Consider the following 19,201-nt stretch of genomic DNA (forward strand, 5'->3'; position numbering starts at 1 on the left):
TCGTTAAATTTCTGCGGTTCAGGGTAGTACCTTCGACGCTGAGTTAGGGCTACATTAGAGATACCGCAGGCCGCTTGCTTGTAAAAACGCTGCCCGATGGCGAGGGATTCATTCAGCTACGACGCGCTTGGTCGGTTGTAAGCGCTCCATGAACCCCACATTCAAAGCGCTTAGCTGATCCCGGATGCTGTGCTCCCGATTCTTTCTGGAGCTCGTTCGCCATGATGCGACCCGATGCAAAAGTCGAAAAAGTGTATCTGTATCCCAAACCCGTCGACTTCCGAAAGTCCATCGACGGCCTGGCTGCGCTGGTCGAGTTGGACATTAAGGTCGCGGTTTTTGACCCCGTGCTTTTCGTCTTCCTCAACAAGCCCCGCAACCGAGTGAAGATTTTATATTGGGAGCGCAATGGCTTCTGCCTATGGCTCAAGCGCCTCGAATCCGAGCGCTTTAAAACATCGCCCGATGCCAGCGACGAGGCGATAGTCCTGACCGTCCAGGAACTCAACTGGATGCTCGACGGTTTTGACCTCTGGCGTAACCGTCCCCATCAGGTTTTGACGCCACGATTCGTGGCCTGATTCGGTATAATCCAGGGCATGATTTCGATGCCCAAAGACCTTCCTGACGACCCCGCGCTACTCAAGCAATTGCTAGAGCAGATGCTGATTGAGCGCGAGTCTAATTAGGGCCGCATCGTCCATCTTGAAGAAGAAAACGCGCTGCTGCGCCAGCGCCTGTTCGGACGTAAGTCCGAGCAGACAGCCAATCTGGCGACGCCTCAGCTAGCCCTTTTCAACGAGGCGGAAAGCATCGCCGAGCCTGTCGACGAAGACGTCGAAGAAGAGGTTGTCGCACCGGGCAAGCGTCGCGGCAAACGCAAGCCGCTGCCTGCCGACCTGCCACGTATCGAGGTTATCCACGAACTTCCCGAGCATGAACTGACGTGTGCCTGCGGCTGCCGTAAACACGCGATTGGCGAGGAAGTCAGCGAGCAGCTTGAAATCGTACCGATGCAAATCCGAGTGATCAAACACGTTCGTAAAGTTTACGGTTGCCGCGACTGCGAGACGGCCCCGGTCACTGCGGACAAGCCGGCTCAACTGATTGAAAAAAGCATGGCCAGCCCAAGTGTTCTGGCGATGCTGCTGACCACCAAATACGTGGACGGTTTACCGCTCCACCGCTTTGAAAAAGTACTGGGCCGCCATGGCATCGATATTCCACGTCAGACCCTGGCTCGCTGGGTTATCCAATGCGGTGAGCACTTTCAGCCATTGCTGAATTTAATGCGCGACAGCCTCTTGGCCAGTCGGGTCATCCACTGCGATGAAACACGCGTGCAGGTGTTGAAAGAGCCTGACCGGGAGCCAAGCAGTCAGTCCTGGATGTGGGTGCAAACCGGTGGCCCGCCAGACAAACCAGTGATCCTTTTTGACTACTCCACCAGCCGCTCGCAGGAGGTTCCAACGCGCCTGCTCGATGGCTACTGCGGCTATCTCATGACCGATGATTACGCCGGTTACAACGCGCTTGGCGCGCAGGACGGAGTCGAGCGTTTAGGGTGCTGGGCTCATGCACGCCGTAAGTTTGTCGAAGCGCAGAAAGTGCAACCCAAAGGCAAGACAGGCCGGGCGGATATAGCGCTGAAGCTGATCAGCAAGCTATACGGCATCGAGATCGCCTTCAAAGAGAGCAGCGATGAGGGGCGGAAAAATGGACGTCAGGATTTAAGTCTCAAGGTGATGAGTGAGCTGAAGGCCTGGATGGAAAAAACGCTCCCATACATGACCACGCAGAATGCACTGGGCAAGGCTGTGACCTACCTGGCAAACAACTGGAGCAAACTGGAACGGTACGTCGAGCAAGGCTACCTGCCCATCGACAACAATACCGCCGAGCGCGCGATCCGGCCTTTCGTCATCGGAAGGAAGAACTGGTTGTTCAGCGATACACCCAAAGGCGCGACGGCCAGTGCTCAACTTTACAGCCTGGTCGAGACCGCCAAAGCCAACGGCCAAGAACCTTATGCGTGGCTGCGCCACGCACTGGAGCGCCTACCACAGGCATCCTCGGTCGAAGATTACGAAGCTCTGTTGCCGTGGAATTGCAAGCCTGGATCCCACAGCTAAACGCACCGCCCACTTTTGACTAGGTGGGGTTTATGGAGCGCTTACGTTGGATCGAACAGGCCAGGCAGTCGGCATAAAAGAGTTTGGCAGTCCAAAAACCGTCTACGACCCAGCTATAATTTCTACAGATAAAATGTTCAACACAGGTAGAGAAGCGGCCACCAAGGGCTACCACCAAGCCCGATCCGATGGCAACCGAGCTTACAGCGCTTCTCATGACGGAATAACTTTCAGAATCTTTCTAGATGAATCTTTAACCACAGTCACCAACTTTCACCAAACAATGAAATAGTTATGAATATAAATATTAGCAACTCTCAAGAAAACATAATTCACAACTGCTTGCTAGATCTCTTAGAGTCCTCTTCAAGCAACGATTCCAGCTTCCTACCCAAAGCGCTCCAAAGCCTTCTTCAATCACAAGGATTCGGAATCGAGATGTCTGGTATATACATCAGCACCGACGCCGACCGAGAAAACATACCCACTTATTTAACTAAAGGGATTGCGTTTGAGTTCATGGATAGTCACGTCACTTTACCATTCAGAGATGCGATCACATGCATCACCAATTGGTACAACCATCACGATAAGATCAAAAACCCTGAACTAAATAAAATTATTGAGGACTTAAATAGAAAGTTTTTATAATAGAATCTTTTACCGCAAAAATGCGCCACCTTTCATTAGAGACCTTAGAAAAAATGAGAACGAGCAAAAGGGGATCGAGCAAAAGGGGATCGAGCAAAAGAGCAAAAGGGGACAGTTTTATCTTCTACAAACCGAATATAAATCCGCCCCCCTTTTCTTACTACAATGATACAAATGTTCTCCCATCCGCCTCTGGCTGAACTTGGTATGAAGCCGACGTCGGACTGAACAACACTATGTCACGGAGCAACCAACTTGGAACTAGGCTGCTCTATTCGAATGATGGCCTGCTTATATCACCAGTGATCATTATGAAACTGTCAGCCCAATCGAAAAGTGGAAATAATCTTAATGAAAATTGAACTTGACGGCCTATCCATTTCCTCCGAGCAAGATTTCCATAAGCGTATAGCTTCTGCATTTTCCGTGGCTCAGCACTATGGGAACAACCTAAATGCTCTGTGGGATTTGCTCAGTACGGACGTAGAGCGTCCGATTGAAATAGCATGGAAAAATTTGAAAGAATCTGAACAAAGCATGGGCGAAACTTTTAGTAAAATAATATCTATATTCGAGCGAACAAAAAATCAGGATATATCTCTGGGCTTAGATGAAACATTCGAATACAAATTAAAGTAAAACAACTTGATACTTGCCAGCGCTTTTGTTCAGCACTGCAGTGAGCACGATTATCATTAGGATGATCAGAGCAAGGTATTCACGGGTACAAAGATTCGAAGAGAGCCAATGAGATCAAAACTCGAATACAAACTCCAACCTATCCGAGTACCAAGCGGCTGGACTATAACAATCAACAACTTGTTTGAGGTGGAGCTGACACCGGAGACTTGCGACTGGTTCTCTAGCTCGGTACTGATAGGAGGAGTCCGTCAGAGTACCGGGCATTGCTTTGATACGAGGGTCGAGCCCGAAGGGGATCCCGACGGAGAGTTTGTGATTGATATGCTAACAATCGAATATGATAAAAGAGGTGAGCCAATCAAAAATTCCGAAAAGTTTCTAGGTGAGTTCAGAACCAAAAGCAAAATCGAATTCATCGAAAGAATTGAAGACTTCATGATTGAGGCTTGATTACATCGTTGCTCACGCATCAAAAAGATTGATAACGGCTTTCCAAGCTCAATCTGTATTGAAGCCAGAATCGGCGACGCAGGGTAAAATCGCAGCATAACACTGCGATTTCTCAGCCAATAACGTCAGACCGCCGCCAGCCGCACCTGCCTCTCCAACTCCACCTTCAACCCCGGCTCCAATTTCAACTGTCGCGCCAGTTCGTCCAGATAGCTCTTCTCCATAAAGTTCTCCTCATCCACCAACATCACACTGGCGATGTACATCTCTGCCGCCATTTCCGGCGTGCTCGCCGCGCGAGCGACGTCGGTAGGGTCGAGGGGTTTGTTCAGTTCGGCGTGGAGCCAATGTTGCAGTTCCTGATCGTTGTCGAGTTTTGTGAACTCGCCTTCGATCAGTTCGCGCTCACGCTCATCGATGTGGCCGTCGGCTTTGGCGGCTGCGACCAGGGCTTTGAGAATGGCTTGGCTGTGCTGCTCGACCTGTGCCGGAGGCAGACGGTCGAGGGTTTGCGGTTCCCGTTGGGGAGCGCTGCCTTTTTGCGCGTTGTAGTTGCCGTAGGCCTTGTAGGCCAGAACGCCCAGCGCGGCGAGGCCGCCGTAGATCGCGACTTTGCCGCCGACCTTGCGCACCTTTTTATTGCCGAGCAACAGGCCCATCGCGCCTGCGGCCAATGCACCACCGCCCGCGCCGGAGAGCAGGCCGCCAAGGCCGCCACTACCAGAGGCGCCGCCCAGCAAGCCGCCCAAGCCACCGCTGGCCGATTTGTTCTGAGCGCCGCCGGCCTTGTTCTGCAGCATTTCCTGCCCGGACTTGAGCAGTTGATCGAGCAATCCACGGGTGTTCATGTTCCGCCTCCAAACAAGGGTTATCCGGATCTAAGGCCCTCAGCCTAGTTCGAAAGTGCCCGAACCCGACCTGCGAGTGTGCTTCGAGATGTTGCTCGATCACAGCGGACGTTGGGATATGCACTCAATCCAAGCTATCAGAGCTCACCACGGTTTATCCTGGTGATGGCCCTGCGTCAAAACCGTCATTTCATTTCATTGCAATGCCGAAACGGATTCCACTTTGGTCGCCGTATGACTGCGGGCAGGGACTCGCCAGAACCCTTTGGCCCCGCTACCGGGACGGTGCCGGGCTCAGAAAGACGACGCACATTATCAAAAAGAAAGCTCTGCCTGATCGTGTTTCAGCAAGGAAATCCGCTCGAACAACCTGATTTTTTCGTTGGCTTTTTGCTTGGCGTGTTCGGACATGAACGCAATCAACTCTTCGAGCTGACAGACGTCACCCACTACTTTGAACGACTTTTCTTTATTGACGAAAACAAGCGACTTCTTCTTCCTCGACAGCAGCTCTATGACGTTGCTGAGCGTACCGGTGCTTTTTGCGTCCCAGATCATCAATCCGTAGTCAGCCTGTTCTGCCATCGCTACGTCTTTTTCAGTAAAAAAAGCTCTCGACCCCTTTGAATGTCTGGATTCGACTGTTTTGGCGGGCCATTGACCAAGGTTGTTACGCGGCGCTGAACCGCTGCAAAAAACGGTGGTTTTGGACCGCTCGAGGCTCAGTAAATACTCCTGAATCGAAGTATCGGCGCCACCCGCATCACCCACAACCACGTCAAAATCAGACGCCACGATATTATTGATGCGCTCTTTAACCTTTGGATCAAGGTTCTTGATATTGATAGAGCCAGCAATAAATACAGTTGTCATTGGGTTCATTTCCAAGTTAGCGGCTGCTACATAAAACTTTCCAGCGCCCAGCCTTGATCCAAGGGCCGCGCACCTGCAGCGATGCGCAAGATTCAAACAAATAACGGAAAAAACACTGGTTAGGGTTGGTCACGCTGGCGTGAGCGCAAAAACAGGCATTTCCTACAGATGTAGCCTTCCTGAAAAAGTCCCATTTCCTACGCTGTACGTCCACAGAGTAGACTTGGCGCCGCTAGCGCCTGACCGATAGGCTTTATCCCGTCGCTGCAAAATCAGCGGCCCGGGGTCGAAGCCGGAACATCATCAACATGGCGCATCTGCGTCTTCCATAGAAGCTGAGGTATTTTTGCCTTTCAGTTTCGCTTTATGGCGGATCGTGTGGCGCGGGCCTCTCGGCTTACATGTTGATCGAGAATGTTCCGACTTCGAACGCCGCACGGTTCGCCACCCAAAATCTGTCGAAGGATTCGTGGCGACTCTCATTTCAACATGGAGTCAGAAATGCCTAAGCACACGCCAAATCCACCTGAAACCCAGCCGTATTTCACCCCCACCGTCTTCACCCGCCACAATCGCTTCCTCCACGCGTTCATGCAAGACCACCAAGCCTGGTTCTGTGTCCAGGATCTCGGACGTCTGATGGGCTATCCGCTGAACGAACGCCTCACGCTGAAACTCGATCCCGACCAGCGTCGCAAAGTCCTCCTGCGCCGGGACGGCGAAATCCTCGATTGCGCAGTGGTCAGCGAGTCCGGACTGTTCGCCCTCCTCGTCCATCACTTCGTCCCGGAAAACCGTCACCTGCGCCAATGGCTGAGCCATGAGGTCATTCCGACGATGCGCGAAATCCATTCAAGCCCACAGGAAAACCACCCGTGCCTGAGTTCGATGCATTGGGCGGGCGTTACCGTGCCGTTGCTGCACTGGCAACAACAGGCATGGGTCAAATGGCGTGATGTGCCGGAGTTGATGCACGGCCAGCGGCCGTATCCGGTTCAGGGAAGTTGTCGCTAAAACCTGGTGAGCAAAATTCTGTGGCGAGGGAGAAAGCTCCCTCGCCACAGGTTTATTGAACCGGCCTCCGTGAAAGTCAAATGGCTTTCACGGTGCCTGCCCCGGCGTTAAAACCGCGAAACACTCCGCATCGCATCCACCAGATACCGCATGGCGATCCGGTCGCTCTCCGACAGCTCTCGATAACGCTCCACCAGTTTCAATTCTTCGGAGTTGAGCCGGCGTCTTCTGCGCCCGCCGCCCAAGCAAGGGAAGATGCCCAACATTTCGGTGATGCCCTGTATTTTTGCCATGGACGATGTCCTTCTCTATTGAGTCAAGAAACTGCAAAACCCCACATCGCCCTGCCTCTTCGAGCAGCGTCGTGTGCCCTGCCGGCACGAAGGCTTGTATCCGGTCTTGCCCATAGAATAGGAATTAAATCGGCGCTGAAAAGCAGTTTTTAGAGTAATTAATCGAAAAAAGCAGATATGCCCTCTAAATCAGAAGAGCCTGTCGGACATTTAACCGACATGTCTTGTTTCATTGACGCGCCATCGCTGTGCTATCAACGAATTTTGCTATTCGAGCGAACCGTTTAAGCTAGCCGGCATCTGTTACTAGTCCGCTGCGTTTGGCCAAAGGCATGTCCAAACCGATATTTCTGATCCAGCACGTGCCAGGAAAGGCGCGGGATTGCACACGACAGGTTGTATTTATGCATCGCAGGAATTTGCTCAAAGCGTCCGTGGCCATCGCGGCTTACACCGGTCTGTCGGCCACTGGCCTGCTGGCTACGCGTGCCTGGGCTGCCAATGGTGGCGCCGCCGATGGGGAGGCCCAGGCCTTCGATTTCGAATCGTTGAAGCGGCAGGCAAAGCAGCTCGCCGGCAGCGCCTATCAGGATACGAAGCAGGTCTTGCCGCCAACCCTGGCGACCATGACGCCGCAAAACTTCAACGCGATCCGCTATGACGGCGAGCATTCCCTGTGGAAGGAGAACAAAGGTCAGCTGGACGTGCAGTTCTTCCACGTCGGCATGGGTTTCCGCCAGCCGGTGCGCATGTACAGCGTCGATCCGAAGACCCGCATGGCGCGCGAAGTACATTTTCGCCCTGCCTTGTTCAACTACGAAAACACCTCGGTCGACACCCAGCAGCTCAAGGGTGACCTGGGGTTCGCCGGCTTCAAACTGTTCAAGGCGCCGGAACTGGACCGTCATGACGTGGTGTCGTTTCTCGGCGCCAGCTATTTCCGTGCCGTCGATGCCACTGGCCAATATGGCCTGTCGGCGCGTGGTCTGGCGATTGACACTTACGCGAAGAAGCGAGAAGAGTTTCCCGACTTCACCAAGTTCTGGTTCGAGACCCCGGACAAGAACGCCACACGCTTCGTAGTCTACGCCCTGCTCGACTCGCCAAGCGCCACCGGCGCCTATCGCTTCGACATCGATTGCCAGGCCGAGCGCGTGGTCATGGAAATCGACGCGCACATCAACGCGCGCACTGCCATTGAACAGTTGGGCATTTCGCCAATGACCAGCATGTTCAGTTGCGGCACCCACGAACGCCGCATGTGCGACACCATCCACCCGCAAATCCACGATTCGGATCGCCTGGCAATGTGGCGCGGCAACGGCGAGTGGATCTGCCGACCGCTGAATAACCCGGCGAAGCTGCAATTCAACGCGTTCGCCGACAAGGACCCGAAAGGTTTCGGTCTGGTGCAGACCGACCACGAGTTCGCCAACTATCAGGACACCGTCGACTGGTACAGCAAGCGCCCGAGCCTGTGGGTAGAACCTACAACCGCATGGGGCGAAGGGTCTATCGATTTGCTGGAAATTCCTACGACGGGCGAGACGCTGGATAACATCGTCGCGTTCTGGACGCCGAAGAAGCCAGTGGCTGCTGGTGATTCGCTGAATTACGGGTACAAGCTGTACTGGAGCGCACTGCCACCGGTCAGCACACCGTTGGCGCGGGTGCATGCAACGCGCTCGGGCATGGGCGGCTTCACCGAGGGCTGGGCGCCGGGTGAGCATTACCCGAAGGTGTGGGCGCGGCGCTTTGCCGTGGACTTCACCGGTGGCGGCCTGGAGCGTCTGCCGCAGGGCACCGGAATCGAACCGGTGGTGACCTGTTCCAACGGCAAGGTGCAGGACTTCAGCGTGTTGGTGCTGGACGACATCAAGGGTTATCGGATCCTGTTCGACTGGTATCCGACCAATGACAGCGTCGAGCCGGTGGAGCTGCGCTTGTTCATCCGTACCAATGACCGCACGTTGAGCGAGACGTGGTTGTATCAGTATTTCCCGCCGGCGCCGGAGAAGCGCAAATACCCTTGAGGTTTCGTAGCGTCTGATAGGGCCTCATCGCGAGCAGGCTCACTCCTACAGGGGATCGCATTCCAAAATGTAGGAGTGAGCCTGCTCGCGATAGCGCCAGACCAGGCAACCGATGATTTTCAGGACACAAGAAAAGCCCCGACCATCACGGCTCGGGGCTTTTGCTTTTCAGCCTTTTATCAATCGCGTAAATCCGACTCATGAATCGGCTGATCCCGATGGGTCGCCCGCTGATACTGCGCGGGCCACACGGCTTTTCGCCCTCCCAGATCATCGTCTGCATGCAGCGGCCAGTAGGGATCACGCAGCAATTCCCGTGCGAGGAAGATGATATCGGCCTGACAGGTACGCAGGATGTGCTCGGCCTGTGCGGGCTCGGTAATCATGCCTACGGTGCCGGTGGCGATGCCTGACTCTTTCCTGACACGTTCGGCAAACCGCGTCTGATAGCCCGGCCCGACCGGAATCTCGGCATTGGCCGCGGTACCGCCCGACGACACGTCAATCAGATCGGCCCCCAGCGTGTGCAGACGTCGCGCCAGCTCCACGGTTTCATCCGGGTTCCAGCCGTCTTCCACCCAGTCGGTGGCAGACACACGAACAAACACAGGCAGCTCTTCCGGCCACACCGCCCGCACTGCTTCGGTGACTTGCAGCACCAGACGGATTCGGTTTTCGAACGAACCGCCGTACTGATCGCGACGTTGATTGCTCAGCGGTGAAAGAAACTGATGCAGCAGATAGCCGTGCGCTGCGTGCACCTCGACCACACTGAAACCTGCTGTCAACGCGCGCCTGGCAGCGTCGACGAAGGCCTGAATCACTTCGGCGATCTGCTGCTCATCGAGCTGTTTCGGTTGGGTGTGCTGGGGATCGAAGGCAATCGGCGACGGCCCGACCGGTGTCCAGCCGCCATCCTCGGGTTTGACGCTGCCATGTTTGCCGATCCACGGCCGGTGGGTGCTGGCCTTGCGCCCGGCATGGGCCAGTTGAATGCCAGCCACCGCGCCTTGTGCGGTAATGAAACGGGTGATGCGTTGCAGCGGTGCGATCTGTTCGTCATTCCACAGACCGAGATCTTCGGCGGTGATCCGCCCGTCGGCCGTGACCGCTGTGGCTTCAGTGAAAACCAGACCGGCGCCGCCCACCGCACGGCTGCCGAGATGCACCAGGTGCCAGTCGTTGGCCAGGCCATCGACGCTGGAATACTGGCACATCGGCGAAACGGCAATGCGGTTGGGCAAAGTCAGTTGGCGAAGGGTAAAGGGTTCAAGCAGCAGACTCATGGGGCACCTCTCGAATCAGTGGGCAGGCTCCAGGGTTCTGTTTGAAAAGTCGACGAGTGACAGAAAAAGGTGCAGCACCCGCCCCCGCGGGCAAAAAATTCGACAGGACGTCACAAGGCCAATCAAGCAGTGTTTAGAGCCTAGTTGACAACCGCCGATGCGGGAGGGTTCAGAGTGATTCAGGGTGTGATAGGACGCTTTCGCGAGCAGGCTCGCTCCCACAAGGACACCACCGTACCTGTGGGAGCGAGCCTGCTCGCGAAGGGCTTAACGCGGTTCGATATGGGCAATCATCAACTGCACGGTCTCGTTGCCACGAAATTCGTTTACATCGAGTTTATAAGCCAGCTCTACCCACTGAATCGTCGGATTCGGCCAGATATCGCGATCAATCCCGAAGGCGATGCCGTCGAGTTTCACCGAGCCGCATTCGCTTTTCAGCACCACTTTCAGATGCCGCTCGCCAACGACGCGCTGCTCGACCAACTGAAACACGCCGTGAAACACCGGCTCCGGGAAATGCTGCCCCCACGGCCCGGCGTGACGTAAAGCGCGTGCCAGTTCCAGGTGGAACTCTTCAACCGCCAGAGTGCCATCGGTCAGCATTCGTCCGGTAAGGTCTTCCTCGCGAAGTTGTCGACGTACTTCGGCGTCGAATGCTTCGGCGAACAGCGGAAAATTCTCCTGGCGCAGGGTCAGACCGGCCGCCATCGCATGGCCGCCGTACTTGGCGATCAGCGTCGGGTGTTGTGCGGCCACTACGCTCAAGGCATCGCGAATGTGGAAGCCTTGCACCGAACGTCCCGAGCCCTTGAGCAGCCCATCGCCGGCATCGGCGAAGGCGATGGTCGGGCGGAAATACCGTTCTTTCATGCGCGAAGCGAGAATACCGATCACCCCCTGATGCCATTCAGGATCGAATAAACACAGACCAAACGGCATCGATTCGACCGGCAAGTCCTTGAGCTGCGCCAGTGCCTCGCGCTGCATGCCCTGCTCGATGGATTTGCGATCCTGGTTCATGCCGTCCAGTTGCGCGGCCATTTCCCGGGCCAGATGGGCGTCAGCCGTGAGCAGGCATTCGATGCCCAGGCTCATGTCGTCCAGGCGCCCGGCGGCGTTCAGACGCGGACCGACGATAAAGCCCAGATCGGTGGACGTGATGCGCGCAGCATCACGCTTGGCCACTTCCAGAATCGCCTTGATCCCCGGCCGCGCGCGCCCGGCGCGAATCCGCTCCAGACCCTGGTGAACGAGGATGCGGTTGTTGGCATCCAGCGGCACCACGTCGGCAACGCTGCCCAGGGCCACAAGATCAAGCAGTTCGCCAATGTTCGGTTGGGGCTTGCTTTCATACCAGCCGAGGCTGCGCAGGCGCGCGCGCAGCGCCATCAAGACATAGAAAATCACCCCGACGCCGGCCAGTGCCTTGCTCGGGAATTCGCAACCGGGCTGGTTCGGATTGACCAGCGCATCGGCCTGCGGCAGCTCATCGCCGGGCAAATGGTGGTCAGTAATCAGGACTTTCAAACCCGCACGCTTGGCCGCTGCGACGCCTTCGACACTTGAAATACCGTTATCCACGGTAATCAGCAATTGCGGTTCGCGGGTCAGCGCGACATCGACGATTTCCGGCGTCAGGCCATAGCCGTATTCGAAGCGGTTGGGCACCAGATAATCGACATGGGCCGCGCCCAGCAGGCGCAAGCCAAGCACACCGACGGTGCTGGCGGTGGCGCCGTCCGCATCGAAGTCACCGACAATAAGAATGCGCTGACGCTGTTCCAGCGCGGTCACCAGCAAGTCCACCGCCGCATCGATGCCCTTGAGCTGTTGAAACGGAATCAACCGCGCCAGACTCTTGTCCAGCTCTGCCTCCGATTGCACGCCCCGCGCCGCGTACAGGCGGGTCAGCAGTGGTGGCAAATCACCCAGGAAGGGCAGCGTGGCAGGCAGTTGACGAGGTTCGATACGCATGGGGTGACGGAAACTTCTCTTCAGTACGTGGGATTAATCAGCAGTGCCGCGACCTCAGCCGCGCTCGCCTTGCAGCCATTGCAGCTGGACTTCGTGCTGACCGCGGTCGTCGGTGACGAAGATCGTCCCTTCGCTGATCATCACGTCCCACTTGATCACGCGGGGCATGTCCTTGGCGAGGGTCTCCAGCACTTCCTGCGGGACCGCGGCGATGTTGACGTTTTTCAGGTTCTTGATCGCCGGGATCACCTTGGTTTCCCAGACGCGCAGGCTGCCGTAGGCCAGCAGACTGGTGCGCTCGGTGCGGCGCGAGCACCAGGTCAGGCGATCGGCGTCTGGCTGGCCGACTTCGATCCAGTGCAGGACGCGGTCGTCCAGACTCTTTTCCCACAGCGCAGGTTCATCCACGTCTGACAGACCACGGCCGAACGACAACTGCTCGTTGTACCAGAGCGCGTAGGCCAGCAGCCGCACGGTCATGCGCTCTTCGGTCTCCGAAGGGTGACGGGCGATGGTCTGCTTGACGCTCTCGTAGACGCTGCGGTCGAGGTCGGTGAGGTTCAGTTCAAATTTGTAGGTGGTGGACGGCTGGGCCATGAACGGGCTTCTTGATACGAGGAAAGTCGGCAAGTCTAACCGATGCGGCAGGCAATCATCGAATTGATGGCGATCAACCTGCGGCGCCTGACAGCCGGCTATGTTAAAACGCTGTATCCGCACAACGTCGTCCTACAGGATCGAGTATGCCGTTCGCCAACAAACCGCTCAGCGGTGTGAAAGTCATTGAATTGGGTACGCTGATTGCCGGGCCGTTTGCCTCGCGCATTTGCGGCGAGTTCGGCGCTGAAGTCATCAAGATCGAGTCGCCGGACGGCGGTGATCCGCTGCGCAAGTGGCGCAAATTGTACGAAGGGACTTCGTTGTGGTGGTTTGTGCAGGCGCGCAACAAGAAGTCGCTGACGCTCAACCTCAAGCACCCCGACGGTTTGGCGATCCTGAAAAAACTGCTCGGCGAAGCAGACATTCTCATCGAGAACTTCCGCCCCGGCGTGCTGGAAAAACTCGGCCTGGGCTGGGACACCCTGCACACCCTCAATCCAAAACTGGTGATGGTGCGCCTGTCCGGGTTCGGCCAGACCGGCCCGATGAAAGATCAGCCAGGTTTCGGCGCGGTCGGTGAGTCCATGGGCGGCCTGCGTTATATCACCGGCTTCGAGGACCGACCGCCGGTGCGCACCGGGATCTCCATCGGCGATTCGATCGCCGCGCTGTGGGGCGTGATTGGCGCATTGATGGCCCTGCGGCACCGCGAGGTCAACGGCGGGCTTGGCCAAGTGGTCGACGTGGCGTTGTATGAAGCCATTTTCGCCATGATGGAAAGCATGGTGCCGGAATTCGATGTGTTCGGTTTCATCCGCGAGCGCACCGGCAATATCATGCCCGGCATCACCCCTTCCTCGATCCACACCAGCGCTGACGGCAAACATGTGCAGATTGGCGCCAACGGCGATGCGATTTTCAAGCGCTTCATGCTGATCATCGGCCGCGAAGACCTCGCCAATGACCCGACGCTGACCAGCAATGACGGGCGCGACAACCGCCGTGACGAGTTGTACGGCGTGATCGATCGCTGGGTCAATTCGTTGCCGCTGCAAAGCGTGCTCGAGCTGCTCAATCAGGCCGAGGTGCCGGCCAGCCGGATCTTCAGCGCCGAGGATATGTTCAGCGATCCTCAGTACCTGGCCCGGGAAATGTTCCTGCACGCCAAGCTGCCCGACGGAAAGGACTTCAAGATGCCGGGCATCGTGCCGAAACTCTCTGAAACACCAGGCAGTTCCGAATGGGTCGGACCGCAGCTGGGTGAACACAATGCGCAGGTACTGCACGACCTTGGCTACGACGAAAAACAGATCGCCCGGTTGCGCGAAGATGGCGCCATTTAAGCTGAGCCCCCTCCAGACATCCGGCAACAACCGAGCCCGTCACGGGTGGACATGGCGGCTGTTCGGCCTGATGTTTCTGCTCACCGTGTCGGCCGGAGCGCAGGCGAAACCGACCTTGATCTGGCTGCTGCGCGACTTGCCGCCGATGACGATACTGGAGGGTCCGAAACAGGGTCAGGGCGTGATCGATCAACTGATACCGCTGTTGATCGCCGGCATGCCGCAATATGAACATTCACTGATGCGAGTCAACCGCGCGCGTGGCCTGCAAATGCTCCATGAAAACCCCTTTGCCTGCGATCCGGCGCTGCTGTGGAGCCGCGCGCGCGCGCAATGGATTGCCTATTCGAACCCGGCCGTTCGCGCCGTAAGCAATGGACTGGTGATTCGTCAGCAGGATCGAAACATGCTCAAGCCCTATCTGGTGGCGGGCGAGGTCAACCTGTCCGCCCTGTTGGCGGGTGGCGAGCGAAAAGTTGGCGTAGTCGCCGGGCGCAGCTATGGCGAATTTCTCGACAGCGTTCTGGACAACGCCCCGGGCAGCGCGCTGACCGTCCATTACGCTGACGATGCGCTGAGCAATCTGCTGTCCATGCAGCGTATGGGTAGACTGCAGTTGGTGATGGGCTATTGGCCGGAAATCCGCTATCAGGCAAAACAGGCGCAGATTGCCGAGGATGAGCTGGCGTTTTACTCGATCCAGGGCACCGAGAAATATCTCTCCAGCTACGTCGGCTGTTCCGATACAAAGCTGGGACGGCAGGCCATCAAGGAGATCAACCGGTTGCTCCGCGCCCTGCCCCGCGAGCCGTTGGACCAGCGCTACGCCGCGTGGCTGGACCCTGAGCGCCAAACCGATTATCTGGAACACGCCCGGGCATTTTTCAAGGATCAGGCTGCCCGATGAACAAACGTCGGGCAAAAAGAAACCCCGAGTAGTGGGGAGACAACCCGGGGTTAAACGTGGTCTGTAAAAAGACCCGTAGCAGCAAGCGACAAGCACCGGAGCACAATGCTTGATCCTGCTGTTATGGGGTCTGACTGACAGGGATGCAGGAAGGTTCCCACAAAATAAATTTCATCTTCAGAGCAGCGCACGCTTGTCCAGCGCTGCATTGCGTAACGCTGCGATGACGCAGGGTTCCAGCCGTCCTTCGGCAATCATCACGTCACGGTGCAAGCCATCGACGACATCCGTCAGCAAGCGTTTGTCGCTCAACTGGGCCTGATTGAATTCGCGTTCTACGACAATCGCGCCGTTGCTGTTCTTCAGGGTGACCAGGCATTCGCCATGGCTGCCGCGAGGGGTCAACGTCACGTGATACGGGCTCAGAGCCTCACCGAGCAATAGACTGATACTTTCCATCTCGATCTCCACTCAATAGTCCGAAAACATTGTGCCTGGGGCGTGCTCACAATAAGTGACCATCGGCCCGAGAAGAAAGTTCTGCCTGCAGGCGCCTCGATCCGGGCGTGGCGCCGGCCTGACAGAGCATGCCTGGCGAAGATTACAGAACAAAAACGACCCGCTTCAAGCCCCGACAGGCTGCAACGGGGTCAGCAGGTAGTTGTCCAGCAGGCCTCGCATCAATACCGCCGAGACCGGCGTTTGCAGGCGCCCCAGCAGGCGCAGGCGATGCTCGTACAACAAGGGTTCGAGATCGCTCAGCAGGCTCGCGGCGACCGAGCCCAGCAGGATCAGGGCACGCGCCTCCTGTTCGACCGCCAGGTGCCGGATCAGGGCCAGGCCCTCGCCGCCCTTTAGCTGCGGATCACATATGGCGATGTCCACCGCACCGCGATGCCCCAGCGAACACATGGCCGAGGCCAGCGACGGCGCCGTCAGTACGTCATAAATGCCAACGGCATTGAGCATTTGGTGCAATGCCATCAGTTGGAACGGGTTAGGTTCGAATATCAGGACTTTAAGCGAGCGCATGGGCGACCTCTGGAACGACAATCGCGGACTCTCACCGCATTTGTCGTTCACTCTAGGGCAGGCGTCTTAAGCCTCCCATCAGAAAAGTAGCCGCGTCTTATAGGACATTTCCCATCTTCAATGCAGACATCTGCATCCGCTCTCTACCCGACGCTGGGTGATGTCCGTCCAGCCTCCCAGCAATCCGCGTAATTTGCCGTCGGCACTGTAAAACGGCACCGTCCACTGATAGACCTCGCGCGGACCGCTCTTGAACTGCAACTGACGATTACTGAAGCGCGCTTTACGCGTACGCAGTTGCACCATGAACTCATCGTGCAGCGTCCTTGCGGTGGTTTCCGGCAGCGCGTCGACCTCGAACAACAGCCGTCCTTGCACTTGATCCAGGCGAACCGAGAGCGCCTCTTCGTAACTGCGATTACACAGAATCAAGCGTCCCTGCAGGTCACGCACGAACAGCGGATCGGGCATTGAATCGATCAACGCCTGCTGAAACGCCAGTTGATCGCTCAGATCCTTTTCCGCTTCGCGGCGCAGCTTGATCACCGCCGTCAACCGCCGGTTCCACACCAATGACAGCAGACCGAACAGCCCCAGCCCGCCCATTCCCCAAAAGCCCCACTGTGTCAGCCGTTGACTGACCGACGGCACGGGCACCGGGGTGATGCCCTCCAGCCACTTCAGGCGAATGGATCGCAGTTCAGCGGCGGGAAACGCCTCCAGCGCCTTGTTGAGAATGCTCAGCAGCACCGGCAAGCCCTTGCGTACGGCCAAGTGGTCGGCCTCCCATTTGCCTTCGACCAGTCCGCCGACCTTGAGCAAGCCCAGCGGATAAAGCTGCGCGCCGATCTCGTTTTCGATGGTCGCGTAGGCTTCGCCACTCTCGACGAGCGCCCGGGCCTCGGCGTAGGTTTTGACCGAGCGTATGTTTATCGCCGGATAGTCACGCCGGATCACGTCTTCCAGAGCATGCCGCGCCGGTAGCACCACTGTGCGCTGGCTCAGTTGTTCAAACGACTCCACCGCCGGCGCGCCGGAACGCCCGACAAATACCCAGCCCGCCCCGCCGAAGGCATGGCTGAAATCCAGAAACAGCTTGCGCTCATCGCTCATCGCCAACGTTGTGCTGATATCCGCCGACCCGCTTTCGAGGCGTTCGAGCATGTGATCGGTGGAGAACGACTCCTGATGCTCGAATTGCAGTCCGGTCATCGCGCTGACGCGTTTGAGTACGTCGTTGTTGAGGCCACTCCAATGTCCGTGCTCATCCTGAAACAGATACAACGGGTACTGCACCGAGGCCACCGCCACTGTAGGGTTTTCACGAATCCATTGACGCTCATGCTCTTCCAGCTCGATAGGCTCAATATCGCTGGCCACAGCTTCCCCATGCAACGCCAACTGCGCCGCCATCCCTGCCTGCCCCCAGCCGAGCACTGCCAATAACAACAACCAGCCCAGTGCCGGTTTAACACCTCTATAAAACCGCATTGCCACTTCCTTCGTGATCGGCTCACCCGTCCTTCGAGGGTGAAAACCCGAGCAGTGTGGCAGCAGAAACAAAAAAGCCCGTCAGGAGACGGGCTTCAAAATGTGACAGCTTTTGCAGGCTTAGAGCGGTTTGCCGCGGTTGCCATGCTGGCTGACAAAGGCCTGCACGGCTTTCAGCTCGTTTGGCAGAACAGTGCAGCGCTCGTTTCGCTCAAACAAATCAGAAAGATGTGCAGGTAGTTCGAGCGCTTTTCCTACACCGGCTTTCTCCACGGCGTCCGGGAACTTGACCGGGTGGGCGGTGCCGAGAATGACCATCGGGATGTCCAGGCTGCGACGACATTCGCGCGCGGCCTTCACACCGATGGCAGTGTGCGGGTCAAGGACTTCACCCGTCTGCTCGTAGACTTCAGCGATGGTTTCGCAGGTCTGCGCATCGTCTACGGCCAGTGAGTCGAACAGCTTGCGCGCTTCGGTCCAGCGCTCTTGCTCGACGCTGAAGCTGCCGTCCTTTTTGAACGAGTTCATCAGGCCGGCAATCGCCGCACCATTGCGACCGTGCAGGTCGAACAGCAGGCGTTCGAAGTTCGACGACACCATGATGTCCATCGATGGCGACAGCGTGGCGTGCAGGGTTTCCTTGACGTACTGATTGCCGCTCATGAAGCGGTGCAGGATGTCGTTGCGGTTGGTGGCGACGATCAACTGGTTGATCGGCAGGCCCATGTTGCGCGCCAGGTAACCGGCGAAGATGTCGCCGAAGTTGCCGGTCGGCACCGAGAACGACACCGAACGCGCCGGCCCGCCCAACTGCAGGGCAGCGTGGAAGTAGTAGACGATCTGGGCCATGATCCGCGCCCAGTTGATCGAATTCACCGCCACCAGACGCGTGCCCTTGAGGAAGCTCTGGTCGGCGAAGCTGGCCTTGACCATTTCCTGGCAGTCATCGAAGTTGCCTTCGATGGCGATGTTGTGAATGTTCTCGCCGAAAATCGTCGTCATCTGCCGACGCTGCACTTCTGACACGCGGTTGTGCGGGTGCAGGATGAAGATGTCGACGTTTTCGCAGTGCTTGCAACCTTCGATGGCGGCCGAACCGGTATCACCGGAAGTGGCACCGACGATCACCACGCGCTCGCCGCGTTTTTCCAGCACGTAGTCGAGCAGGCGACCGAGCAGTTGCAGGGCGAAGTCCTTGAACGCTAGGGTCGGGCCGTGGAACAGCTCCATCACCCATTCATTGCCATTGAGCTGACGCAGCGGGGCGACGGCGCTGTGGGCGAACACACCGTAGGTTTCTTCAAGAATCTTTTTGAAATCGGCGTCCGGAATGCTGCCGGTGACGAACGGGCGCATCACCCGGAAAGCCAGTTCGTGATACGGCAGGCCGGCCCAGGAAGCGATTTCTTCCTGGGTGAAACGTGGCAGGTTTTCCGGAACGTACAGACCGCCGTCGGTCGCGAGACCGGCCAGCAGGACGTCTTCGAAATTCAGGGCCGGTGCCTGGCCGCGAGTACTGATATAACGCATAGGGGCAAACCTTTGGTTTGAGCTGCAAGCTTCAAGCTACAAGCCGCAAGTAAAAGCCGAACCGCTTTGACTTGCCGCTTGTAGCTTGCCGCTTGTAGC

At 57.1% G+C, this 19,201-nt stretch carries 18 protein-coding genes; 8 read left to right on the forward strand and 10 right to left on the reverse strand.

Annotated features, from left to right (window positions below; genetic code table 11):
- The first annotated feature begins 221 nt into the window (after positions 1–221).
- The 4 genes from tnpB to HU765_RS14175 all read left to right on the forward strand — a co-directional run bounded on the left by tnpB (position 222) and on the right by HU765_RS14175 (position 3,875).
- Positions 222–581, forward strand: a complete 360-nt coding sequence (gene tnpB, locus HU765_RS14155) for an IS66 family insertion sequence element accessory protein TnpB (protein WP_034127541.1) — start codon at positions 222–224, stop codon at positions 579–581.
- Between the two features lie 114 nt (positions 582–695).
- Positions 696–2,132 carry an IS66 family transposase gene (locus HU765_RS14160; RefSeq protein WP_346727530.1) on the forward strand — a complete coding sequence of 479 codons (1,437 nt, stop codon included), beginning with the start codon at positions 696–698 and terminating at the stop codon, positions 2,130–2,132.
- A 1,002-nt stretch (positions 2,133–3,134) separates the two neighbouring features.
- Entirely contained in the window at positions 3,135–3,422 is a 288-nt protein-coding gene (locus HU765_RS14170) for a barstar family protein (RefSeq protein WP_186621245.1), read from the forward strand.
- Positions 3,423–3,530: 108 nt separating this feature from the next.
- Positions 3,531–3,875 (forward strand): hypothetical protein, encoded by a 345-nt coding sequence (locus HU765_RS14175; RefSeq protein ID WP_186621246.1) that lies wholly within the window; start codon positions 3,531–3,533, stop codon positions 3,873–3,875.
- 125 nt (positions 3,876–4,000) lie between these two features.
- Here the strand turns inward: HU765_RS14175 and HU765_RS14180 are convergent, their stop codons facing one another.
- Together HU765_RS14180 and HU765_RS14185 are read right to left on the reverse strand one after the other, a co-directional pair.
- On the reverse strand, positions 4,001–4,723 hold the full coding sequence (locus HU765_RS14180; RefSeq protein ID WP_186551104.1) for a tellurite resistance TerB family protein: 723 nt from the start codon (positions 4,721–4,723) through the stop codon (positions 4,001–4,003).
- A gap of 315 nt (positions 4,724–5,038) precedes the next feature.
- Entirely contained in the window at positions 5,039–5,596 is a 558-nt protein-coding gene (locus HU765_RS14185; protein WP_186621247.1) for a hypothetical protein, read from the reverse strand.
- 501 nt (positions 5,597–6,097) lie between these two features.
- On the opposite strand from HU765_RS14185, the gene HU765_RS14190 reads away from it, so the two are divergent.
- Positions 6,098–6,610, forward strand: coding sequence for a Bro-N domain-containing protein (locus HU765_RS14190; protein WP_186621248.1), 513 nt, complete (start codon positions 6,098–6,100; stop codon positions 6,608–6,610).
- Positions 6,611–6,717: 107 nt separating this feature from the next.
- On the opposite strand, the gene HU765_RS14195 is transcribed toward HU765_RS14190, so the two are convergent.
- Positions 6,718–6,903 carry a hypothetical protein gene (locus tag HU765_RS14195; protein ID WP_016771524.1) on the reverse strand — a complete coding sequence of 62 codons (186 nt, stop codon included), beginning with the start codon at positions 6,901–6,903 and terminating at the stop codon, positions 6,718–6,720.
- Positions 6,904–7,307: 404 nt separating this feature from the next.
- Here HU765_RS14195 and HU765_RS14200 point away from each other — a divergent pair, with 404 nt between their 5' ends.
- Positions 7,308–8,936, forward strand: a complete 1,629-nt coding sequence (locus HU765_RS14200) for a glucan biosynthesis protein D (RefSeq protein ID WP_186621249.1) — start codon at positions 7,308–7,310, stop codon at positions 8,934–8,936.
- 179 nt (positions 8,937–9,115) lie between these two features.
- Here HU765_RS14200 and HU765_RS14205 read toward each other — a convergent pair whose 3' ends face one another.
- From HU765_RS14205 to HU765_RS14215, 3 genes are all read right to left on the reverse strand, one after another.
- A complete protein-coding gene (locus tag HU765_RS14205; RefSeq protein WP_186621250.1) occupies positions 9,116–10,222 on the reverse strand; it encodes an NADH:flavin oxidoreductase/NADH oxidase in 1,107 nt (368 codons plus the stop codon).
- Positions 10,223–10,489: 267 nt separating this feature from the next.
- A complete protein-coding gene (gene recJ, locus HU765_RS14210; protein ID WP_186621252.1) occupies positions 10,490–12,199 on the reverse strand; it encodes a single-stranded-DNA-specific exonuclease RecJ in 1,710 nt (569 codons plus the stop codon).
- A gap of 54 nt (positions 12,200–12,253) precedes the next feature.
- Positions 12,254–12,796 carry a YaeQ family protein gene (locus HU765_RS14215; protein ID WP_007908961.1) on the reverse strand — a complete coding sequence of 181 codons (543 nt, stop codon included), beginning with the start codon at positions 12,794–12,796 and terminating at the stop codon, positions 12,254–12,256.
- A 146-nt stretch (positions 12,797–12,942) separates the two neighbouring features.
- Here HU765_RS14215 and HU765_RS14220 point away from each other — a divergent pair, with 146 nt between their 5' ends.
- Positions 12,943–14,142, forward strand: coding sequence for a CaiB/BaiF CoA-transferase family protein (locus HU765_RS14220; RefSeq protein WP_186621254.1), 1,200 nt, complete (start codon positions 12,943–12,945; stop codon positions 14,140–14,142).
- Between the two features lie 70 nt (positions 14,143–14,212).
- The gene (locus tag HU765_RS14225) at positions 14,213–15,049 is read left to right on the forward strand and encodes a TIGR02285 family protein (protein ID WP_238344706.1); all 837 of its coding nucleotides are present in this window, start codon (positions 14,213–14,215) and stop codon (positions 15,047–15,049) included.
- 177 nt (positions 15,050–15,226) lie between these two features.
- Here HU765_RS14225 and HU765_RS14230 read toward each other — a convergent pair whose 3' ends face one another.
- The 4 genes from HU765_RS14230 to thrC form a co-directional block, all read right to left on the reverse strand.
- On the reverse strand, positions 15,227–15,508 hold the full coding sequence (locus HU765_RS14230) for a DUF3509 domain-containing protein (protein ID WP_186551113.1): 282 nt from the start codon (positions 15,506–15,508) through the stop codon (positions 15,227–15,229).
- A gap of 165 nt (positions 15,509–15,673) precedes the next feature.
- Positions 15,674–16,081: a DNA-binding protein gene (locus HU765_RS14235; RefSeq protein ID WP_186551114.1), complete on the reverse strand. Its 408-nt coding sequence runs from the start codon at positions 16,079–16,081 to the stop codon at positions 15,674–15,676.
- A gap of 117 nt (positions 16,082–16,198) precedes the next feature.
- Entirely contained in the window at positions 16,199–17,572 is a 1,374-nt protein-coding gene (locus HU765_RS14240; RefSeq protein ID WP_186551115.1) for a transporter substrate-binding domain-containing protein, read from the reverse strand.
- A 120-nt stretch (positions 17,573–17,692) separates the two neighbouring features.
- Positions 17,693–19,102 (reverse strand): threonine synthase, encoded by a 1,410-nt coding sequence (thrC, locus tag HU765_RS14245; RefSeq protein ID WP_186551116.1) that lies wholly within the window; start codon positions 19,100–19,102, stop codon positions 17,693–17,695.
- Positions 19,103–19,201 lie beyond the last annotated feature (99 nt).

The organism is Pseudomonas sp. SWRI81 (assembly GCF_014268545.1).
In the GTDB taxonomy this organism is placed as follows: domain Bacteria; phylum Pseudomonadota; class Gammaproteobacteria; order Pseudomonadales; family Pseudomonadaceae; genus Aquipseudomonas; species Aquipseudomonas hamedanensis.

Coding starts and splice junctions, on each gene's coding strand:
- tnpB (WP_034127541.1), top strand. CDS start 222: ATGATGCGACCCGATGCAAAAGTCGAAAAAGTGTATCTGTATCCCAAA.
- HU765_RS14170 (WP_186621245.1), top strand. CDS start 3,135: ATGAAAATTGAACTTGACGGCCTATCCATTTCCTCCGAGCAAGATTTC.
- HU765_RS14175 (WP_186621246.1), top strand. CDS start 3,531: ATGAGATCAAAACTCGAATACAAACTCCAACCTATCCGAGTACCAAGC.
- HU765_RS14180 (WP_186551104.1), bottom strand. CDS start 4,723: ATGAACACCCGTGGATTGCTCGATCAACTGCTCAAGTCCGGGCAGGAA.
- HU765_RS14185 (WP_186621247.1), bottom strand. CDS start 5,596: ATGACAACTGTATTTATTGCTGGCTCTATCAATATCAAGAACCTTGAT.
- HU765_RS14190 (WP_186621248.1), top strand. CDS start 6,098: ATGCCTAAGCACACGCCAAATCCACCTGAAACCCAGCCGTATTTCACC.
- HU765_RS14195 (WP_016771524.1), bottom strand. CDS start 6,903: ATGGCAAAAATACAGGGCATCACCGAAATGTTGGGCATCTTCCCTTGC.
- HU765_RS14200 (WP_186621249.1), top strand. CDS start 7,308: ATGCATCGCAGGAATTTGCTCAAAGCGTCCGTGGCCATCGCGGCTTAC.
- HU765_RS14205 (WP_186621250.1), bottom strand. CDS start 10,222: ATGAGTCTGCTGCTTGAACCCTTTACCCTTCGCCAACTGACTTTGCCC.
- recJ (WP_186621252.1), bottom strand. CDS start 12,199: ATGCGTATCGAACCTCGTCAACTGCCTGCCACGCTGCCCTTCCTGGGT.
- HU765_RS14215 (WP_007908961.1), bottom strand. CDS start 12,796: ATGGCCCAGCCGTCCACCACCTACAAATTTGAACTGAACCTCACCGAC.
- HU765_RS14220 (WP_186621254.1), top strand. CDS start 12,943: ATGCCGTTCGCCAACAAACCGCTCAGCGGTGTGAAAGTCATTGAATTG.
- HU765_RS14225 (WP_238344706.1), top strand. CDS start 14,213: ATGTTTCTGCTCACCGTGTCGGCCGGAGCGCAGGCGAAACCGACCTTG.
- HU765_RS14230 (WP_186551113.1), bottom strand. CDS start 15,508: ATGGAAAGTATCAGTCTATTGCTCGGTGAGGCTCTGAGCCCGTATCAC.
- HU765_RS14235 (WP_186551114.1), bottom strand. CDS start 16,081: ATGCGCTCGCTTAAAGTCCTGATATTCGAACCTAACCCGTTCCAACTG.
- HU765_RS14240 (WP_186551115.1), bottom strand. CDS start 17,572: ATGCGGTTTTATAGAGGTGTTAAACCGGCACTGGGCTGGTTGTTGTTA.
- thrC (WP_186551116.1), bottom strand. CDS start 19,102: ATGCGTTATATCAGTACTCGCGGCCAGGCACCGGCCCTGAATTTCGAA.